This is a genomic window from Pseudomonas fluorescens, assembly GCF_002022275.1.
GTDB lineage: Bacteria > Pseudomonadota > Gammaproteobacteria > Pseudomonadales > Pseudomonadaceae > Aquipseudomonas > Aquipseudomonas fluorescens_AJ.
In genome coordinates, this window is the sequence record NZ_MSDF01000016.1 from 558491 (window position 1) to 575950 (window position 17460).

General features: G+C 62.3%; 16 protein-coding genes. 6 read left to right on the plus strand and 10 right to left on the minus strand.

The window, feature by feature from the left end; translation table 11 throughout:
- Positions 1–96: 96 nt before the first annotated feature.
- The 5 genes from BFW87_RS14530 to BFW87_RS14550 all read right to left on the minus strand — a co-directional run bounded on the left by BFW87_RS14530 (position 97) and on the right by BFW87_RS14550 (position 4194).
- Positions 97–2157 (minus strand): TonB-dependent copper receptor, encoded by a 2061-nt coding sequence (locus tag BFW87_RS14530; protein WP_078740471.1) that lies wholly within the window; start codon positions 2155–2157, stop codon positions 97–99.
- Positions 2158–2250: 93 nt separating this feature from the next.
- Complete coding sequence (locus BFW87_RS14535; RefSeq protein WP_078740472.1) at positions 2251–2652, minus strand: DUF2946 domain-containing protein; 402 nt, start codon at positions 2650–2652, stop codon at positions 2251–2253.
- 10 nt (positions 2653–2662) lie between these two features.
- Positions 2663–3145 (minus strand): copper chaperone PCu(A)C, encoded by a 483-nt coding sequence (locus BFW87_RS14540; protein WP_078740473.1) that lies wholly within the window; start codon positions 3143–3145, stop codon positions 2663–2665.
- Positions 3146–3191: 46 nt separating this feature from the next.
- Positions 3192–3587 carry a DUF2946 domain-containing protein gene (locus tag BFW87_RS14545; protein WP_078740474.1) on the minus strand — a complete coding sequence of 132 codons (396 nt, stop codon included), beginning with the start codon at positions 3585–3587 and terminating at the stop codon, positions 3192–3194.
- A gap of 250 nt (positions 3588–3837) precedes the next feature.
- Complete coding sequence (locus BFW87_RS14550; protein WP_078740475.1) at positions 3838–4194, minus strand: helix-turn-helix domain-containing transcriptional regulator; 357 nt, start codon at positions 4192–4194, stop codon at positions 3838–3840.
- Positions 4195–4647: 453 nt separating this feature from the next.
- On the opposite strand from BFW87_RS14550, the gene BFW87_RS14555 reads away from it, so the two are divergent.
- A complete protein-coding gene (locus BFW87_RS14555; RefSeq protein ID WP_078740476.1) occupies positions 4648–4899 on the plus strand; it encodes a DUF6124 family protein in 252 nt (83 codons plus the stop codon).
- Positions 4900–5018: 119 nt separating this feature from the next.
- Here BFW87_RS14555 and BFW87_RS14560 read toward each other — a convergent pair whose 3' ends face one another.
- Both BFW87_RS14560 and cbiE read right to left on the minus strand, forming a co-directional pair.
- A complete protein-coding gene (locus BFW87_RS14560) occupies positions 5019–5738 on the minus strand; it encodes a cobalt-precorrin-6A reductase (RefSeq protein WP_078740477.1) in 720 nt (239 codons plus the stop codon).
- A complete protein-coding gene (gene cbiE, locus BFW87_RS14565; RefSeq protein WP_078740478.1) occupies positions 5735–6940 on the minus strand; it encodes a precorrin-6y C5,15-methyltransferase (decarboxylating) subunit CbiE in 1206 nt (401 codons plus the stop codon). Before cbiE ends, BFW87_RS14560 begins: the two co-directional genes overlap by 4 nt.
- A gap of 38 nt (positions 6941–6978) precedes the next feature.
- Here cbiE and cobG point away from each other — a divergent pair, with 38 nt between their 5' ends.
- The 5 genes from cobG to BFW87_RS14590 all read left to right on the plus strand — a co-directional run bounded on the left by cobG (position 6979) and on the right by BFW87_RS14590 (position 12329).
- Positions 6979–8325, plus strand: coding sequence for a precorrin-3B synthase (gene cobG, locus BFW87_RS14570; protein ID WP_078740479.1), 1347 nt, complete (start codon positions 6979–6981; stop codon positions 8323–8325).
- A complete protein-coding gene (locus tag BFW87_RS14575) occupies positions 8318–8944 on the plus strand; it encodes a precorrin-8X methylmutase (protein ID WP_078740480.1) in 627 nt (208 codons plus the stop codon). Before cobG ends, BFW87_RS14575 begins: the two co-directional genes overlap by 8 nt.
- Positions 8944–9675: a precorrin-2 C(20)-methyltransferase gene (locus BFW87_RS14580; protein ID WP_078740481.1), complete on the plus strand. Its 732-nt coding sequence runs from the start codon at positions 8944–8946 to the stop codon at positions 9673–9675. Before BFW87_RS14575 ends, BFW87_RS14580 begins: the two co-directional genes overlap by 1 nt.
- Positions 9675–11312, plus strand: coding sequence for a precorrin-3B C(17)-methyltransferase (cobJ, locus tag BFW87_RS14585; protein ID WP_078740482.1), 1638 nt, complete (start codon positions 9675–9677; stop codon positions 11310–11312). Before BFW87_RS14580 ends, cobJ begins: the two co-directional genes overlap by 1 nt.
- 237 nt (positions 11313–11549) lie before the next feature.
- Positions 11550–12329, plus strand: coding sequence for a hypothetical protein (locus tag BFW87_RS14590; protein WP_078740483.1), 780 nt, complete (start codon positions 11550–11552; stop codon positions 12327–12329).
- Here the strand turns inward: BFW87_RS14590 and BFW87_RS14595 are convergent.
- From BFW87_RS14595 to purD, 3 genes are all read right to left on the minus strand, one after another.
- Positions 12326–12922, minus strand: a complete 597-nt coding sequence (locus BFW87_RS14595; RefSeq protein ID WP_017253590.1) for a MarC family protein — start codon at positions 12920–12922, stop codon at positions 12326–12328. The genes BFW87_RS14590 and BFW87_RS14595 overlap by 4 nt on opposite strands.
- 192 nt (positions 12923–13114) lie before the next feature.
- Positions 13115–15886: a hybrid sensor histidine kinase/response regulator gene (locus BFW87_RS14605; RefSeq protein WP_078740485.1), complete on the minus strand. Its 2772-nt coding sequence runs from the start codon at positions 15884–15886 to the stop codon at positions 13115–13117.
- A 115-nt stretch (positions 15887–16001) separates the two neighbouring features.
- The gene (gene purD, locus BFW87_RS14610; protein ID WP_078740486.1) at positions 16002–17294 is read right to left on the minus strand and encodes a phosphoribosylamine--glycine ligase; all 1293 of its coding nucleotides are present in this window, start codon (positions 17292–17294) and stop codon (positions 16002–16004) included.
- Between the last annotated feature and the right edge of the window lie 166 nt (positions 17295–17460).

Below are 17460 nucleotides of genomic sequence, written 5' to 3' on the forward strand. Positions count from 1 at the left end.
TTTTATGTCAGTTGGGCCGCCATCGCAGGCAAGCCAGCTCCCACATTTGAATGTATTCACAAATCTAAGGTGGGAGCTGGCTTGCCTGCGATGCTCTTAGAAGCTCATATCCACCTTGGTCCAGAGGGTTCGCCCCGGCTCCTTGATGGCTTGCGGGTCATTGGCCGGGTAGCCGAACCCGGCGTTGCCGGCCAGGTTCAAGTGCTCGGCATACGCCTTGCCGAACAGGTTGTCGACGCCGGTGCTGACCTTGAAATGTTTATTGATGCGGTACGCCGCGTTCAGCGAGAACACGCCAAAACCACCGCTTTTGTCGAAGTCCTTGCCGACCACGTTGCCCTTGTTCTGATCAATGCGATTCTGCGCCGCGACCACGCGCCACAAGGCACCGGCGCTCCAGTCGTCTTCGCTGTAGGTCAGGCCGAAGCGTGCATCCAGCGGCGGCATTTGTGGCAGCGCCTTGCCGTCGCTGGTGTTCTTGCCCCAGGCGTAGGCGAGGGTGGCGTCGGCTTTCCAGTGGCGCGTGAGCTTGTACGCCGTGCCCAGTTCGCCGCCCATGATGCGCGCGTCCACGTTGCGCGCCTGGGAGGTGGTGCCCATCATGCCGGGCGTGTAGTCGAACAGGATGAAGTCCTGCACACGGCCGATATAGCCCGAAGCCCAGGCTTCGAGGTCGGAGGTTTTGTATTGCGCGCCGAAGTCGAACTGGGTGGTTTTCTCGGGTTTTACGCCGTCGAAGGCGTTCACTGAACCGGCTGCGCCCGTGTTCGGGGAGAACAACTCCCAGTAGTCCGGGAAGCGCTCCGAGTGGCCCAGGCCGGCGTAGACGGTGGTCGGGCTGTCGGCCAAATCATGTTCAAAGCGCACGAAGCCCGATGGCAGGGTGTCGGCGCGGGTGTCATTGGCGGTCGGGTTGGGGCGGCTCATCATTCCTGAATCGGTGGTTTGACGGAAATCCTTGGCCGAGGCGCGGTCCAGGCGTGCGCCGGTGATCAGGCGGTCGCGGTCGGCGGCGTACCAGGTCAACTCGCCGAACACGCCGTAGTTGTGGAAGTTGGCGTCCTTTTCCCGTGGCAGGTCCTTGTAGGTGTCGATACCCATGCTGCTGCGTTCGCGGTGTTCGTTGGTCTGCGCGTCCAGGCCGCCGATCAGTTGCACATCGGCCCAGCGCCAGGTCGCCTTGATCCGTGCGCCGAGGGTGCGGCGGTCGACGTTGGCGGCCATGGGCCCGGCCATCATCCCCGTACCGGACGGCGTGCGCAGCGTGTAGTTGTCCATCACGTGGTCGGCGTAGTTGTAGTAGACCTGGGCTTCGACCTTATCCAGCACCTCACCAATATTGGACTTTTCGAAACGCAGCCCCAGGCTTTCGCGCAGGAATTGAGAGCCGTCCATGCCGCGCCCGGCGTAACGCGCTTCGCCATCGCCACGGCCGGCGGTGAGTTCGAGCAGGGTGTCGGCGTCGGGGGTGAAACCCACGGCCACGTCGCCGTTCCACTTGTCGTAGCGCGAGGCGACGGTGTCGTTGTTGCCATCCTTGTAATCGTCGGCGTGGGCCTGGTTACCGATGACTCGCACATAACCCAAAGGCCCACCGGCAGCTGCGTCGACAACCTTATCGAAGCGCCCGTTGGAGCCGGCCAGCACACTGGCGTTGAGCCGCGTGCCCAGCTCGCCGAACTGCTCTGGCTCGCGTTCGAACAGGACGGTGCCGGCCGATGCGCCCGGGCCCCAGATCACGGTTTGCGGGCCTTTGATCACGGTGAGCTTGTCGTAGGTTTCCGGGGAAATGTAGGAGGTGGGCGCATCCATCCGGCCCGGGCAGGCGCCGAGCATCATGCTGCCGTTGGTGAGGATATTCAGGCGCGAGCCGAACATGCCGCGCAGCACCGGGTCGCCGTTGGTGCCGCCGTTACGCACCAGTGCGAAACCGGGAATGGTCTTGAGGTAGTCGCCGCCGTCGCTGGCGGGCACCGGTTGGCGCGGGTCTTTCGGGTCTGTGATCACGGTCAGCGGCGAACTGGGAGCGATCGCGGTGATGACCGTGGGGCTCAGTTCGTGCTCGTCGGCGTGGGCGAGTGGAGTCAAAAGTGCGCCGCACAGAACGGCGACCACGGGAGTGCTTCCCAAACGGGTGTCAGCAGAAAACCTGGACATGACAAATTCCATCAATCAATCGTAAACAACACGGCCAGCAGCCTGCGGCTGTCTGTCTAAAGTCGGCCGGGGTGAAGTAACGCTGTGAAGTGCTTACGCGTTGACGGGCGGTGCGCGGCTGCGGGCGCCGGGGAAGATGCTCTGCCGGGCGTGGCCCAGGCGAGTGGCGGGGGTAAGGGCGTTGGCGGGCGGCAGGGTGCCAAGGGTGAAAGTTGAAATACCGCCGGGCAGAGCCGGGCAGCTATACAGCAGGTCGCAATAGCCGCACTTGGACCAGAGGGCGTGGTGTTCGTCAGGGGCTTTGGGGTGATGGGAGTCGCCGTGGTCCATCGGCATGTCCATGGACATGCTCATCGACATACCGGCGTGATGGTCCATCGGCATCGCCTGGGAAATCAGCGGACCGATAAAGATCATCAGCATGGCGAACAGGCTGATCCAACTGCCGCGTCTTACGCGGGCGTGTGGAGAAAACCTGGCGCGAGGGGCGCCCATCGAGGTTGGCCTACTGGGCGTGCTTATGCTCGTGGGTGGCCACAGGCGGCACTTTCTGCACCGAGACTTCGACTTCCACCTTGCCGGCTTTTTCGAAGGTCAGTGTCAGTGGGAATTGCTTGCCGTCGGCCAACAGGCTGCGGTCTTTGAGGCCCAGCAGCATCACGTGATAGGCCATCGGTGCGAAGGTCAACTCGCCTTTGGCCGGCACGGCGACGCTGGGCACTTGCTGCATTTTCATCAGGTCGCCCTGCATCACATGCTCATGCAGCTCGGCCTTGTCCGCCACGGGCGTTTCGACGCTGAGCAGGCGATCGGGTGCTTCGCCCGTGTTGTGAATTACAAAATACGCCGCCACTGTCGGCGCGTTGGGCGGCAATTCCTGGGACCAGGGGTCGCTCACCAGCAAGTCGCCGGCCTTGTAGTCATCGGCATTGGCAGCACTGAACACCGGCAACAACAACGCAGCCAGAAGCAGGGAAGATTTAAGCATGGCAGTTCTCCAGAACGGTTCTAAACGCAGTTCACTTGCGAAGAAATCAGACCGTGGGAGAGGCGCGCGGGTTGAGGCTCGGCCATTGCTGGCGCGGGGTAGGGTTTTGTAGGGCAGGCGGCGACAGGCCCAACACAGCATCAAAGCGTGTGACATACAACTGCGGCGCGTACCCCGGCAACGCCACCACCGGCGCCGAGCCCGAGCAACACCAGCAATGCTGCATGGTGGAGTGATCGTCCTGTTGCGGTGACGGAATGTCCAGTTTGCCCAAGGCAATGGTTTTCAGACTGGCGCCGTTGGACGAGCAGAAACTGCCCCACAGCAGTTGTTTAACCGGGTCATCCGACTGCTGCATCGCACTGGCCATCGGCATGGCAAAGGCGTTGAACAGCACTGCAAAGCAGGCGATCCACACAATTGCAAAGCGTTGACGGGCCATGGCGGACAATCCGTAGGGTTAAACGATCAGGTGGGTATTTAGCCTGATCGAGGGGGATAAGTAAAAAGGGGCGGTGTGGTTTGGTGTCGCAGTGACTGGTTTGAGGATAGACGGGAAACGCAGATTGCCAATTTTGCACTCCACACTGTGGGAGCTGGCTTGCCTGCGATTCAGACAACTCGGTCTTCCAGTTGGACCGAGGCGATGCTATCGCAGGCAAGCCAGCTCCCACAGTGTGGAGTGCGCTTGGTTATTGCTTGGCGTTGATTCTGCTGGTTGCGCGAGCAATGTCGTCTTGCCCTATTTTGATCAATGAGCCATCGCCAGGGTCTTCTTCGATGCAGGCTTGGAGAAATGCATCCATATCTTCTTGTGTGTGGAGATAGTCGGCAGCGTCGAAAGGAGTGAACTCTGTCGTTCTGTCAGATAGCTGTTGGGCTTTTTCCAGCCATTGGTTTAACCGTGCTGCGACTTCGGGTTCATCCAATGCCAGGGCTTGCGCTTCAACGCCAAGTGCGTTCGCAAACTCGGGGTTCCCGAATATGTGTTCGACAATGGTTTGTTCGGTTGGTCGAGTGAAGCGCTGGGAGCGGTTGTTTTGGGGCATGCGATGAGCCTTGTGTTTAACGTCGGTGGACGAAGTATTGAGCATCATCGCGAAGGGTATATGGGGCTCGGTAGTCAGCGGGTTCTGGTGTCTGTGTAGGTCCGTTCCTATCTGGATTTTGTGCAGTTCTAGCCTTGAAGTTCTCTTCAGAAATTTCCGACAAGTCTTTAAGGTTGTCCCTAGGACACTCGATCTCTAGTCTCCGGACACCGCTGCACACTCAGCGGTCGGGCGTCGCGGCCCGTATTTCTCCAGACGCAGAAGCGTCATTGTCTCCTTTCAGTTGGCGCTTTTTTATCGTCTACTGTGCGGCGCTATGGCGGCTGTGCGCGGGATACCTTCGGGTATGCCGGTGTTCTGGAGAGTCGGTCCGCGAACCTGCGTACAGCTGCCACCCCCCATCGCGTCGCGGCGATCAGTGGCGGCTCCTTCTAACATCTCCGGAGCTTCATAATGATCAAACCCACCCCAAATCCCCCCATCCGCCTATTCACCGTGGCCGATGGCATCAGTACCGAAGACTTGCTGGTCAACCTCAACGAAACCCTAGCCTCGGCGAATGCGCTGGGCTGCGATCTTGCATTTGACCTGGATGGCTCGAAGCGAGAGGCGTTGCTGGGCGTTGTGCAATTGATTGAGCTGGCGCAGTTGCTGGCTGATCGTGTGCAGGAAGGCACAGGGCAGGCGACCACCGCCAGCAGCTAACTACACAGATCAAATGTGGGAGCGGGCTTGCTCGCGAAAGCGGAGTGTCAGCCAATACATCAGGTGACTGATACACCGCCTTCGCGAGCAAGCCCGCTCCCACAGGGGATAGTCGTCGTTTAGAAGGTGGTGATTGCCTGTAGCACCGCGGCCACGGTGGTGAATTCTCGGTCTACGGCCGCCAACACTGGCCGTTTCAACACCAACACAGGCACCCCGCGCTCCCGCGCCACTTCAAGCTTGGGCTCGGTCGCCGTGCTGCCGCTGTTCTTGCTGATCAGCACATCAATCTGTCGCCGCTCAAACAACGCGCGCTCATCCTCGATCAGAAACGGCCCACGTGCGCCGATCACCTCACACCGCTCATTCCCCGGATACACGTCCAGCGCGCGCAGCGTCCAGAACTGCTCCGGCGGGATTTCATCCAGGTGCTGCAACGGCTCGCGGCCCAGCGTGAACAGCGGGCGCTTGAAGAGCTTCAACGCGTCAATCAACTCAGCCCAATCACTGACCTCGCGCCAGTCATCCCCAACCTGCAGCTGCCACGCCGGGCGGCGCAAGGCCCAGCACGGAACTTCGCCCAAACGCGCCGCTTCGGCGGCATTGCGGCTGATCTGCGCCGCATAGGGATGGGTCGCGTCGAGGATCAGGCTGATATTTTCCTCGCGAACAAACTGCGCCAAGCCTTCAGCCCCACCGTAACCGCCGACACGCACCTGGCAGGTCAGGTCAGTCGGCACCCGCCCAACTCCTGCCAGGCTATAGATATGCTCCGGACCGAGTGTGCGAGCAATGGCCAGCGCTTCTGTCACACCGCCCAACAACAAGATGCGCTTCATAGCGGCTTGACCACTTCCAGCAAGGTGATCGGCAGCGCCTGGCGCCAGGTATCAAATTCGCCCAGCGGCTGGGCCTGCGCGACGTGGATGCGCGTCAACTCGCCGCCGTGCTGCGCGCGCCAGTTCATCAGGGTCATTTCACTTTGCAGGGTCACGGCGTTGGCGACCAAGCGACCACCGGGGCGCAGGTGTTGCCAGCAGGTATCGAGCACGCCTTCACGCGTGACGCCGCCGCCGATAAAGATCGCATCCGGCGCTTCCAGGCCCTGCAAGACATCCGGTGCCTTGCCGCGAACCAGCTGTAAGCCAGGCACACCCAGAGCATCGCGGTTATGTTCGATCAACCCTTGGCGGCCTTCATCGGCCTCAATCGCTAAAGCGCGACAACTCGGATGGGTGCGCATCCACTCAATCCCGATCGACCCGCTGCCCGCGCCCACATCCCAGAGCAATTCACCCGGCACAGGCGCGAGGCGGGCGAGGGTCATGGCGCGTACGTCGCGTTTGGTCAGTTGGCCGTCGTGCTTGAACGCCGAATCGGGCAAGCCGGCGAGGCGCGACAGGCGCGGCGCATGGGCGTCGGCCACGCAGTCGATGGCAACAACATTTAAATCGGCAACCGAGGCGCGGTCCCACGCCTGAGCCAGCCCGTCGATGCGCCGCTCGTCCGCGCCGCCGAGGTGTTCAAACACGCTGATCCGGCTCTGCCCAAACCCGGACTCAGCCAATAACGCGGACATCAGCGCAGGGCTGCGGCCATCATTACTCAACACCAACAACCGCACGCCACTGGCTAGCTGCGCATTCAGCGCCGCCAATGGCCGAGCCACCACAGACAACGTCACCACGTCCTGCAACGGCCAGCCCAGCCGCGCCGCCGCCAGTGACACGGACGAAGGCGCCGGCAAAATCAGCAACTCATCCGCCGCCACCTGCCGCGCCAGGCTCGCGCCCACGCCATAAAACATCGGGTCGCCGCTGGCCAGCACGCAAACAGGTTCGCCACGCTTTGCCAGCACCGGCTCCAGCGAAAACGGGCTCGGCCACAGCTCACGCTCACCCCGAATACACACCGGCAGCAGGTCCAACTGGCGCTGACCACCTATAATCCGCGAGGCGCGCAACAGGGCATGCCGGGCATTCCTGCCCAGCCCCTTGAAGCCGTCTTCACCGATGCCTACTACCGTCAGCCAGGGCGACATATGAATTCCTTGAACGACATCCGACGGGCAGGCTTTTCATGCCGCCGGACAAAGCAGGCATAATACCGCGCCTTTACCCGTCAACCGGTAGCCCCGTGAACCAGACGCCCGTCCTGAATACCTTACGCCCCTCGGCCTGCCCGGGGTTGCTGCGTATCGTCCAGGCGTTGGACGGCGGCATTTGCCGGATCAAATTGGCTGGCGGTTCCATCAGTGCCGCGCAAGCCATCGCGGTGGCGGACGCGGCGCAGGCCTATGCGGGTGGCGTGATCGAGGCGACCAACCGCGCCAACCTGCAGATTCGCGGGATCGGCGTCGAGCAGGAGGCCTTGATCGCGATGCTGCTGGCCGCCGACCTCGGCCCGAACAACGCCGCCGGCGACGATGTGCGCAACCTGATGCTCAGCCCCAGCGCCGGGATCGACCCGCAGATGCTGTTCGACACCCGCCCGCTGGCGGATCAAATCCTCGCCACCCTGCAAAACCACCCGCGTTTTCATGAGCTGTCGGCCAAATTCGCCGTGCAAGTGGACGGCGGGGAAGCCCTGGCGATGCTCGAGCATCATCACGACCTGTGGTTATCGGCGTTTGAGCGCGACGGCGAAACGTTGTTGGCGTTCGGCCTGGCTGGCTGCCCGGGGCTGGATGCGCCCTTGGCTGCCGTGCCGCTGGACCAAGGCCATGCGCTGGTGGTGGCTGTGCTGGAGGCCTTTCTCGATCTGGCCACGCCTGAGCAAACCCGCATGCGCCATCTGGCTGTGGATAACGTGCTGAGCCGTCTGGGCCTGCCGCTGCTGCCGGTCGACGGCTTCAAACGCCCGGCCAGTGGCGCTTTGCTGCACCTCGGCACTTATCCACAGCGGCAAAAAAACCGGTTCTACGTTGCCGCCGTTGCGCCCTTGGGCCGCCTGGACTCGAACATGCTCAAGGGCGTCGCACAGTTGGCCAGCGAGTTCGGCGACGGCACTTTGCGTTTCACGCCGTGGCAGGGCGTGCTGCTGCCAGACGTTAAAAATCATGGCGCCGTAACTCAAGGTCTTCAGCAACTGGGCTTTCTCTGCTCAGTCGACCAACCCCTGGCACGCATGATCGCCTGCACCGGCTCAAGTGGCTGCGGCAAAGGCCTGGCCGACACCAAGGCCGATGCCGTGCAACTGGCCGCGCTGCAACCGGAACACGACGTGCACCTGTCCGGCTGCCCACGCTCCTGCGCTGCGGCGCACGTGGCGCCAGTCACCTTGCTGGCCGTCAGCCCCGGCCACTACGACCTCTATTTTCGCGATGCAGCCCACCCGGGTTTCGGCCGGGTGCACGCGCGCACCCTTTCCATTGAAGCGGCGGGCGCCCTGTTGCGCGCTCACCCACGGAGCAACACCGATGATTGATTACATCCGCGACGGTCAGGAGATCTATCGCAACTCCTTCGCCATTATTCGCGCGGAAGCCAAGCTGGACCGTATCCCGGCCGACCTGGAGAAACTCGCGGTGCGGGTGATTCATGCGTGCGGCATGGTCGATGCCATCGATGGCCTGCAGTTTTCCGAAGGCGCAGGCAAGGCCGGGCGTGATGCGCTGGCCGCGGGTGCGCCAATTCTGTGTGATGCGCGGATGGTCTCCGAGGGTGTAACCCGCACGCGTCTGCCGGCCAACAACGAAGTGATCTGCACTCTGCGCGACGACAGCGTGCCTGAGCTGGCGCGGGAGCTGGGCAACACCCGTTCCGCCGCCGCCCTGGAGCTGTGGCGCCCGCACCTCGAAGGCAGCGTGGTGGTGATCGGCAACGCGCCGACAGCGTTGTTCTACCTGCTGGAAATGCTCGACGCGGGCGCGCCAAAACCGGCGTTGATCCTCGGCTTCCCGGTGGGTTTCGTGGGCGCCGCTGAATCCAAGGCAATGCTCGCGGCAGACAGCCGTGGCGTGCCGTTCGTGATCATGCAAGGCCGCCTCGGTGGCAGCGCCATGGCCGCCGCGGCGGTCAACGCCCTGGCCACGGAGGTCGAATAATGCCGGCACGCGGACGTTTGATTGGCCTGGGCGTAGGCCCGGGTGATCCGGAACTGATCACGCTCAAGGCCTTGCGCCTGCTGCGCGAATCGCCGGTGGTGGCGTACTTTGTGGCCAAGGGCAAGAAGGGCAACGCCTTCGGCATTATCGAGGACCACCTGGTGCCACAGCAGACGCTGATGCCGCTGGTGTACCCGGTGACCACTGAAGTGCTGCCGGCGCCAATGTCGTACGAGCAAGTGATCAGCGATTTCTACGATGCGGCCAGTGTTGATGTGGCCGCGCATCTGGATGCCGGCCGTGACGTGGCGGTGATCTGCGAAGGCGACCCGTTCTTCTACGGCTCCTATATGTATTTGCATGACCGTCTTGCCGAGCGCTATGAAGCCCAGGTCATCCCTGGCGTGTGCTCGATGCTTGGCGGCGCTTCGGTACTTGGCGCGCCGCTGGTCTATCGCAACCAGAGCCTGTCGGTGCTGTCGGGTGTGTTGCCCCATGACGATCTCAAGCGTCGCCTGGCAGATGCCGATGCGGCGGTGATCATGAAGCTCGGTCGCAACTTTCCGAAAGTGCGCCAGGTGCTGCAAGAACTCGGTCTGGCCGAGCGCGCGTTGTATGTGGAGCGGGCAACCATGGCCAACCAGAAGATTGTGCCGCTGGATCAGGTCGATCCGGCCTCGTCGCCGTACTTCTCGCTGATCATCGTGCCCGGCGAACGGTGGCAAGGGTGATGACTCCGGCGATTGTTATTTTGGGTCAGGGCAGCCTGGCCACTGCGCGCACGATTCAGCAGGTGTACCCGGGCGCGCTGATTCATGGCTTGGTCGGGCGCGTTGAAGGTGCCGACATCACTTACAGCGAATTCGGTGCGACTTTGCGCCAGCTTTATGCGCAAGGCACGCCGCTGATTGCCTTGTGCGCGGCCGGTATTGTGATCCGCACGCTGGCGCCGTTGCTGCTGGAGAAGGGCGAAGAGCCTGCCGTACTGGCCGTGGCCGAAGACGGCAGCGCCGTGGTGCCGTTGCTCGGGGGGCTGGGCGGTGTGAACGTCATGGCGCGTGAGATTGCTGCTGTATTCGCGGTAGAGGCTGCGATCACCACCAGTGGCGAGCTGCGTTTTGGCACCTGCCTGCTCAACCCGCCCAAGGGCTACGAGCTGGCGGACCTGGAACTGGGCAAGCGCTTTGTCTCGGAACTGCTGGCGGGTGAAAGCGTGCGTATCGAAGGCGCCGCGCCATGGCTGGACCACGCCAATTTGCCGCAGGATCTGCAGGCGCGTCTGGCCATTCATGTCGGCAGCGCCGAGCGCGAACCGGCGGCCAATGAGTTGCTGATTTATCCGAAGACCGTGTGTGTCACCTGCAAGCCGGGTGAGCATCTGGCCGAGCGTGTGCGAACGGCACTGCATGAGGCGGGCGTTGCTGTGCAATCGCTGGCGTGCCTGTTGGCCAGTGATACGCACATGGCTGAAGCTTCGTTGCATCAAGCCGCGCTGGCGTTGGCTGTGCCGCTGCGTTTCGCTCCTGTCGTGCAAGACGCCGACATCCTGATCAGCGTCGCCGAGCAACCGCTGGACGTGTCGCACGTCGGCCGTGCCCGTGGCCGCCTCGCCGTGATCGGCCTGGGACCCGGTGCTGCCGAGCTGATGGTGCCGGCAGTGAAAGCCGAACTGGCGCGCTGCACCGACGTACTCGGCTACGAGACCTACGTGCGCATGGCCGGGCCGTTTCGTGACGATCAGGTGCAGCACTGCACCGACAACCGCGAAGAAATGCAGCGCGCACGCCATGCGTTCGAGCTGGCCGCGCAAGGCCGTTCGGTGGTGGTGGTGTCGTCTGGCGACCCCGGCGTGTTTGCCATGGCGTCGGCGGTTATCGAGGCGTTGCACGAGTCCAGCGACCCGGCCTGGCATCAGGTCGACCTGGATATCCTGCCGGGCGTTTCAGCCTCCCTGGCGACTGCCGCACAGGCGGGCGCGCCGCTGGGGCATGACTTCTGCGTGATGTCGCTGTCGGATAACCTCAAGCCTTGGTCGATCATCGAAAAGCGTCTGGACCTCGCGTCCCAGGCCGACCTGGCGCTGGCGTTCTACAACCCCATCTCACGTTCGCGGCCGTGGCAATTGGGGCGTGCGCTGGAAATCGTCGCACTGCACCGCACGCCGCAAACGCCGGTGGTGCTGGGCCGTGACATTGGTCGCCCGGGCCAGACCCTGCGCGTCACCACGCTGGGGCAACTGACGCCGGAGCAGGTGGATATGCGCACCATGGTGCTGATCGGCTCGTCCACTACCTGCGTGTTTGCGCGCGCCGGTGGTGGTGAGTGGGTGTACACACCGCGCTGGTATGGCGAAAAGCCCGTCTCCTGAAAACGGTCTGCTGCACGCGCGAAAGCTCCGAATAATGCCGGGTAAAAACCTGCCGTTGTTCGGGGCTTTTTCTTTTTTTGCGCAGGAAAACCGGAAGGCTGTTGCGCGAGTCCCGCAGGTGCTGGGCAGCGTTTTTTCGAGGGGGTGGGCAAGCGATGTTTGTCGTCTGGAAAGCGCGCCCGTGCCTGGACTAGTGTGAACACACGCCCCATGTGGGGTGCTTGTGGAGAACTGAAAATGGAGCGATATCACAGGCGGATCAACAGCGTGAAAAGGCGCAAGTTGATTGCTGCCTACAAGCTGCCGGGAGCGCCGGGTTTGCCTGGCACATTGCCGGTGGACACTGAAGATGACAGCAATGCGGCGGTGGTGAACAACGGCGTGATCTCGTTTGTGGAGGGCATGTCGGCGTTGAACCGCGAATACATCCGCAAAAGCTATCTGCTGGCCAGCAGTTATGTGAGCGACGTGTTGAAGGTGCAACGAGGCACGGAGGGGTGGTACGACGAATTTATCAAGGTGATGGTCAGCCTCGGCTGGCTGCCGGTGCGCAGCAGTTTCGAGCGGGTTTCGAGTGCCGGCAAGGGGCTGACGGTGCAGTTGGCGGCGTTGAATATGATTGCGGCGATGTTGGCGACGACCTCGCTGGCCGGGCCGCTGCTAAGTGCGCTGCCGAAACTGGCCGCTGATGCGCTGGAGGCGTTGAAGCGGCAACCGGCGTCTTTCGAGCTGTTCAAGCGCAACAGTTCGGTGCATCAGGGCGGTGATTTCGGCCTGGCGTCCTGCGCCGAAACCGACGGCGAAGTCACGATGGTGCTGGTGACTTACAGCAGTCACGGCACGAGCAAACAGGTGGGGCTGCCGTTTCTGGAGTGGGACAGTTCTTCGTTCGAGGCTTTCAGCGGCCAGACGTGCCTGGTGCTGAATACCTCGGTGGTCAACGAAAAAACCATTCGCCTGATGCGCGAAAGCGCGGGTGACAAGGTGCAGCTGGCGATTGCGAAGTACCGGATCTAGGGCACAAGGTAACCACGAACTCCGGTAAAGATAATTTGTGCGGCCAGGGCACACACGAACAACCCCATCAACCGGCTGACAATCTGCAAACCCTGGTCGCCAAGAATGCGTTCGATACGGTTGGACAAGTACAGCACCACGCCCACCGTGAGGCTGGCCAGGGCGATGCTGAGAATCGCCATGATCTTGTCGTCCCAATGCGGCTGGCTGACGCCCATCACCAGCAGGGCGCCGATGGTGCCGGGGCCGACCGTGAGGGGGATGGTCAGCGGCACGATGGTCACATCTTGCTGCACATTGTCGGTCTGCACCGCCGACTTGCCCTGGGCCATGCCCAGCGCGGAGATGAACAGCACGCTGCCGGCGCCAATGCGGAAGGCGTCCACGGTGATACCGAACACACTGAAAATCACCCGGCCGAACAGGTAGAGCAATACGCTGGATACCAAGGTCGCCAGCGCGACTTTCCAGGCCAGACGTCGACGTTCCTTGCTGGAGTAACCGCGAGTCAGGCTGATAAAGCAGGACAGCACGAAGAACGGGCTGTAGAGCACCAGCATTTTCAGGTAGACGCTGAATAACACGTGGAGCATGGGGTGGGCTCGCGGCGAGAGAAGTGGGGAGAGTCTATCAGGCGACAAAGATCAAATGTGGGAGCTGGCTTGTGTGGGAGCTGGCTTGCCTGCGATGCAGACACCTCGGTATCTCAGACGGACCCGGTTGATGCCATCGCAGGCAAGCCAGCTCCCACACAAGCCAGCTCCTCCAGGGGAGCCTGTTTCAGGTCAGGAGGGGGCGTGCTCGGGGCGCTGCTGACGCTGCGCCACCCAGAACTCCACCAGCTCACGCAACTGCGACAACTCCACCGGCTTGGCCATGTGCCCGTCCATGCCTGCCTGGCGCGCGCGCTCTTTATGTTCTGAAAGAATGTGCGCCGTGAGTGCCACCACCGGTGTACGAATGCGCTGGTGGCTGACTTCCCACGCGCGCAGTTGCTGGGTGGCGGAGAACCCGTCGAGGATCGGCATTTCGCAGTCCATCAACACCAGGTCATAACGCTGGGCTTTCATCGCCTCCAGCGCTTCTTCGCCGTTGCTGGCGGTGTCCGGGTTGAGGTTGAGCTTGCCGAGCATGCCGCGAATGACTTTGGTGGAGATGCTGTTGTCTTCGGCCACCAGGATGCGGAAGTCGCTGGGCACGGTCACCGCCGCTGGCGCGCTGATGGCCGGGCGCGGTTGCACCACGCCCTTGTTGCGTTGGGTCAGCTCGTCGGCCAGGGTGGTCTTCAGCGTATAGCCGGCCACCGGTTTGGCGAGGATGCGCTTGATCCCGCAGTTGCGCGCGATGATCTTGCTCGGCGCGTTGCTGATGCCGGTGAGCATGATCAGCAGGATGTCGTGGTTCAGGCTCGGGTCTTCCTTGATCTTCGCCGCCAGTTGCATGCCGGTCATGCCGGGCATGTTCTGGTCGAGCAGCACCACATCGAAGTAGTCACGCAAGTGCGCCTTGGTGCGCAGCAGCGCGAGCGCTTCCTTGCCCGACGGTACGGCGCTGACGTTGAGGCCCCAGGCCGTGCATTGCTGCACCAGCACTTTGCGGCAGGTGTCGTTGTCGTCCACTACCAGTACGCGGGCGCCTTTGAGCGGGCCGTCGAGGTCGGAGGTCGGATGTTCGAGGCGTTCCGGGTCCAGCGGCAGCGTCAGCCACAGGGTGCTGCCCTGATGGCTGCCGCTCTTGATGCCGAATTCGCCGTTCATCAACAGGATCAGTTGGCGTGCAATCACCAGGCCCAAGTGGCCGCTCAGGCGAGTGGCCGAGAGGAAGTTCTTGCTGTGCAATTCGCTGTGCAGCAACGCGTCGCGTTCGGCAGCTTCCATCGGCAGGCCGCTATCTTGCACGGCAATGCGCAAGCGTGGCTTGGTGCTGCGCTCGTCGAGGGCGACGACGATCAGCACTTCGCCTTCATCGGTTTTCTGCAGGGCGTTTTCCAGCAGGCTCAACATCGCCTGGCGCAGGCGCGTCGGGTCACCGCTGATAACGCGGGGCACCTGAGGCTGGATAAAGCTGATCAACTCGACGTTTTGTTGCTCGGCCTTGGCGCGGAAGATACTCAAGCAATCTTCTATCAGTGCGTTGAGGTCAAATTGCACGTCGTCCAGTTCGATCTGCCCGGACTCCAGCTTGGAGATGTCGAGGATCTCGTTGATCAGCGTCAGCAGTTCATTGCCGGCGCTGTGGATGGTCTGCACGTAGTCGCGCTGTTTCACCGACAGCGGCGTGCCCAGCAACAACTCGGTCATGCCCAGCACGCCGTTCATGGGGGTGCGGATTTCGTGGCTGATCTTCGCCAGGAACTCGGCCTTGGCGGCGATCTCGGCGTTGCTGGCGGCCAGGTCGCGGCTGAGGCTGAAGCGTGCCTCGACAATCGCGCGTTGGCGCTCGCCCAGGGCCAGGCTCATCAGCAAACCACTGAGGCAGATAAAGCTGAGCAGGGTCACGATCAAACCTTGCGGCGCCACCAGCGTCAAGCCGAGGAGGGCCGGGAGGATGATCAACGTGCCGATGTTGAACACCACCATCGCCGCCACGAACAAACGCGCCGGCCGGTAGCCTTTTTGCCAGTGATAGGCCGAGACAAACAGCATGCTCAGGCCAGCCAGAGCGACCAGCGCGTAGGTGATGATGTTCAGCGGCAACGTGTTGACGAACAACAGCAGCAGGCCGGACAGCACGATCAGCAGAATATCGGCCATCAACAGCTTGTTCAGCGGGTGCGGGCCTAACGGCATGAAGAAACGGTAGGCAAACATCAGCCCGCACGGGGCGGTCAGCAACAGGGCGAGGTAAGCGCCCGGGGTCTGAATGGCATGCCAGTCCGGCAGCCACGGGCCTACCAGGTTGAGCAGCAACGCCAGGCTCAGCATCAACAGCACTTCGCAGGCCGCCAGCCACAGGCTGCTGCGCGAGCGGTGGTAGGCGAAGCGCGTGAGGTTATGCAGGATCAGCATCAACAGGACGCCGAACAGCAACCCGTAGATCAGCGTCTGATTCTGATCGGCGGCGGCCAATACGGCCGGTTCCAGGGTGATGTAGGGGCGCAGTTCGTGTTCCGACACCAGGCGCAGGTAAACTTCCAGCGGCTTCTGGCTTTGCGGCATCGGCAGCATGAAATCGCTGCTGGGCAGTGGGCGTTCCGCCTGGGGCTGGCGGGTGCCGGTGCTTTGTTGTTCGACCAACGTGTCGCCATCGAGCACATACAGGCTCAAGTGGGACAGGTCCGGGGCGAACACCCGCAGCACTTGTTCGTGCTTGCCGGGTTGCAGTTTGAAGCGTACCCACAACGCACCGTCCGGTTCCGCGGCGGTAATGCGGTCCAGTTCGATGGGGCTGAATTGATTGGTGTAGCGGGCGGAACGGATGTCGCTCAGTTGCAGGTCGGCCTGTTCATCAAGCAATACCGCCCAACCACTGCCTTGTGCGGCGGCCTGGGCCGGGAACAAGCAGAGCAGGGTCAGCAGGCTGACTGTGAAACCTATGGCGATCCTGAGCCAGCGCACGGCGAAATCCCTTCGTAGGTTGATGCACGGGTTAACTATGCGCGGGGCGACATATATACGGCAAGGGCCAGAGGCCCTTACCTAACCGAACGGATAGCTACTCAAGTGTAGTTGTTCAGCTGTTCTCGCCGCGTTCCCGGGCAATGGCGCGATAGCCGATGTCCGTGCGGTAGAAGCAGCCTTTCCAGTCGATTTTTGCGGCCAGTTTGTACGCTTGTTGTTGCGCGGCGTCGACACTGGCACCCATTGCGGTGGCGCACAACACGCGGCCACCTGCGGTTACAACTTTGCCATCCTTGAGCGCGGTGCCCGCATGGAACACCTTGCCTTCCAGCGTAGCAGCCGCGTCCAGACCTTCAATTACATCGCCCTTGGCGTAGTCGGCAGGGTAGCCACCGGCGGCCAGTACAATGCCGACGCTTGGGCGCGGATCCCACTGTGCTTCAACCTTGTCCAGCGCCTGGGCCAGGGCGGCTTCCACCAGCAGCACCAGGCTCGATTGCAGACGCAGCATCACCGGTTGGGTTTCCGGGTCGCCGAAACGGCAGTTGAACTCGATGACTTTCGGGTTGCCGGCCTTGTCGATCATCAGGCCTGCGTACAGGAAACCTGTGTAGACATTGCCTTCGTCGGCCATGCCACGCACGGTCGGCCAAATCACCAGGTCCATGACGCGCTGGTGCACTTCGGCGGTAACCACCGGGGCAGGGGAGTAAGCACCCATGCCGCCTGTGTTCGGGCCGCTGTCGCCGTCGCCTACACGTTTGTGGTCCTGACTGGTGGCCATCGGCAGCACGTTCTTGCCGTCGACCATGACGATGAAGCTGGCTTCTTCGCCGTCGAGGAATTCCTCGATGACCACACGCGAACCGGCGTCACCAAAGGCGTTGCCGGCGAGCATGTCGCGCACGGCGTCTTCGGCTTCCTGCAGGGTCATCGCAACAATCACGCCTTTGCCGGCGGCCAGGCCATCGGCCTTGATCACGATCGGCGCGCCTTTTTCACGCAAGTAAGCCAGGGCCGGCTCGATCTCGGTGAAGTTCTGGTAATCAGCGGTCGGGATCTTGTGGCGCGCCAGGAAATCCTTGGTGAAGGCTTTGGAGCCTTCCAGCTGGGCAGCACCGGCGGTAGGGCCGAAGCAATCCAGGCCACGGCTGCGGAACAAGTCCACGACGCCAGCGACCAACGGGACTTCCGGACCGACGATGGTCAGAGAGACATTCTTCTCGGCAAAATCTGCCAGCTGCTCAAGGGCCAGCACGTCGATGGCGACGTTTTCGCACTTGGCTTCAATGGCGGTACCCGCGTTGCCAGGTGCTACGAATACTGTCTGGACGCGTGGGTCCTGGGCAACTTTCCAGGCCAGGGCGTGTTCACGGCCACCGCTGCCAATGATCAAAACATTCATTTCAAAAACCTCAAATTCTGTAGGCGCTCAGGGCGCGCTTCAATGTGGAGCCGAACTCACGTGGCGAGCGGGCTTGCCCCGCGTTGGGCTGCGAAGCGGCCCCAAAACCAGACACCGCAGATTGCCCGATCCAGAGCGTTCTGCTTGATTGGGGCTGCTGCGCAGC

Coding starts and splice junctions, on each gene's coding strand:
- BFW87_RS14590 (WP_078740483.1), top strand. CDS start 11,550: ATGGAGCGATATCACAGGCGGATCAACAGCGTGAAAAGGCGCAAGTTG.
- BFW87_RS14550 (WP_078740475.1), bottom strand. CDS start 4,194: ATGCCCCAAAACAACCGCTCCCAGCGCTTCACTCGACCAACCGAACAA.
- BFW87_RS14530 (WP_078740471.1), bottom strand. CDS start 2,157: ATGTCCAGGTTTTCTGCTGACACCCGTTTGGGAAGCACTCCCGTGGTC.
- BFW87_RS14535 (WP_078740472.1), bottom strand. CDS start 2,652: ATGGGCGCCCCTCGCGCCAGGTTTTCTCCACACGCCCGCGTAAGACGC.
- purD (WP_078740486.1), bottom strand. CDS start 17,294: ATGAATGTTTTGATCATTGGCAGCGGTGGCCGTGAACACGCCCTGGCC.
- cobJ (WP_078740482.1), top strand. CDS start 9,675: ATGACTCCGGCGATTGTTATTTTGGGTCAGGGCAGCCTGGCCACTGCG.
- cbiE (WP_078740478.1), bottom strand. CDS start 6,940: ATGTCGCCCTGGCTGACGGTAGTAGGCATCGGTGAAGACGGCTTCAAG.
- BFW87_RS14540 (WP_078740473.1), bottom strand. CDS start 3,145: ATGCTTAAATCTTCCCTGCTTCTGGCTGCGTTGTTGTTGCCGGTGTTC.
- BFW87_RS14555 (WP_078740476.1), top strand. CDS start 4,648: ATGATCAAACCCACCCCAAATCCCCCCATCCGCCTATTCACCGTGGCC.
- BFW87_RS14580 (WP_078740481.1), top strand. CDS start 8,944: ATGCCGGCACGCGGACGTTTGATTGGCCTGGGCGTAGGCCCGGGTGAT.
- BFW87_RS14575 (WP_078740480.1), top strand. CDS start 8,318: ATGATTGATTACATCCGCGACGGTCAGGAGATCTATCGCAACTCCTTC.
- cobG (WP_078740479.1), top strand. CDS start 6,979: ATGCCGCCGGACAAAGCAGGCATAATACCGCGCCTTTACCCGTCAACC.
- BFW87_RS14560 (WP_078740477.1), bottom strand. CDS start 5,738: ATGAAGCGCATCTTGTTGTTGGGCGGTGTGACAGAAGCGCTGGCCATT.
- BFW87_RS14595 (WP_017253590.1), bottom strand. CDS start 12,922: ATGCTCCACGTGTTATTCAGCGTCTACCTGAAAATGCTGGTGCTCTAC.
- BFW87_RS14545 (WP_078740474.1), bottom strand. CDS start 3,587: ATGGCCCGTCAACGCTTTGCAATTGTGTGGATCGCCTGCTTTGCAGTG.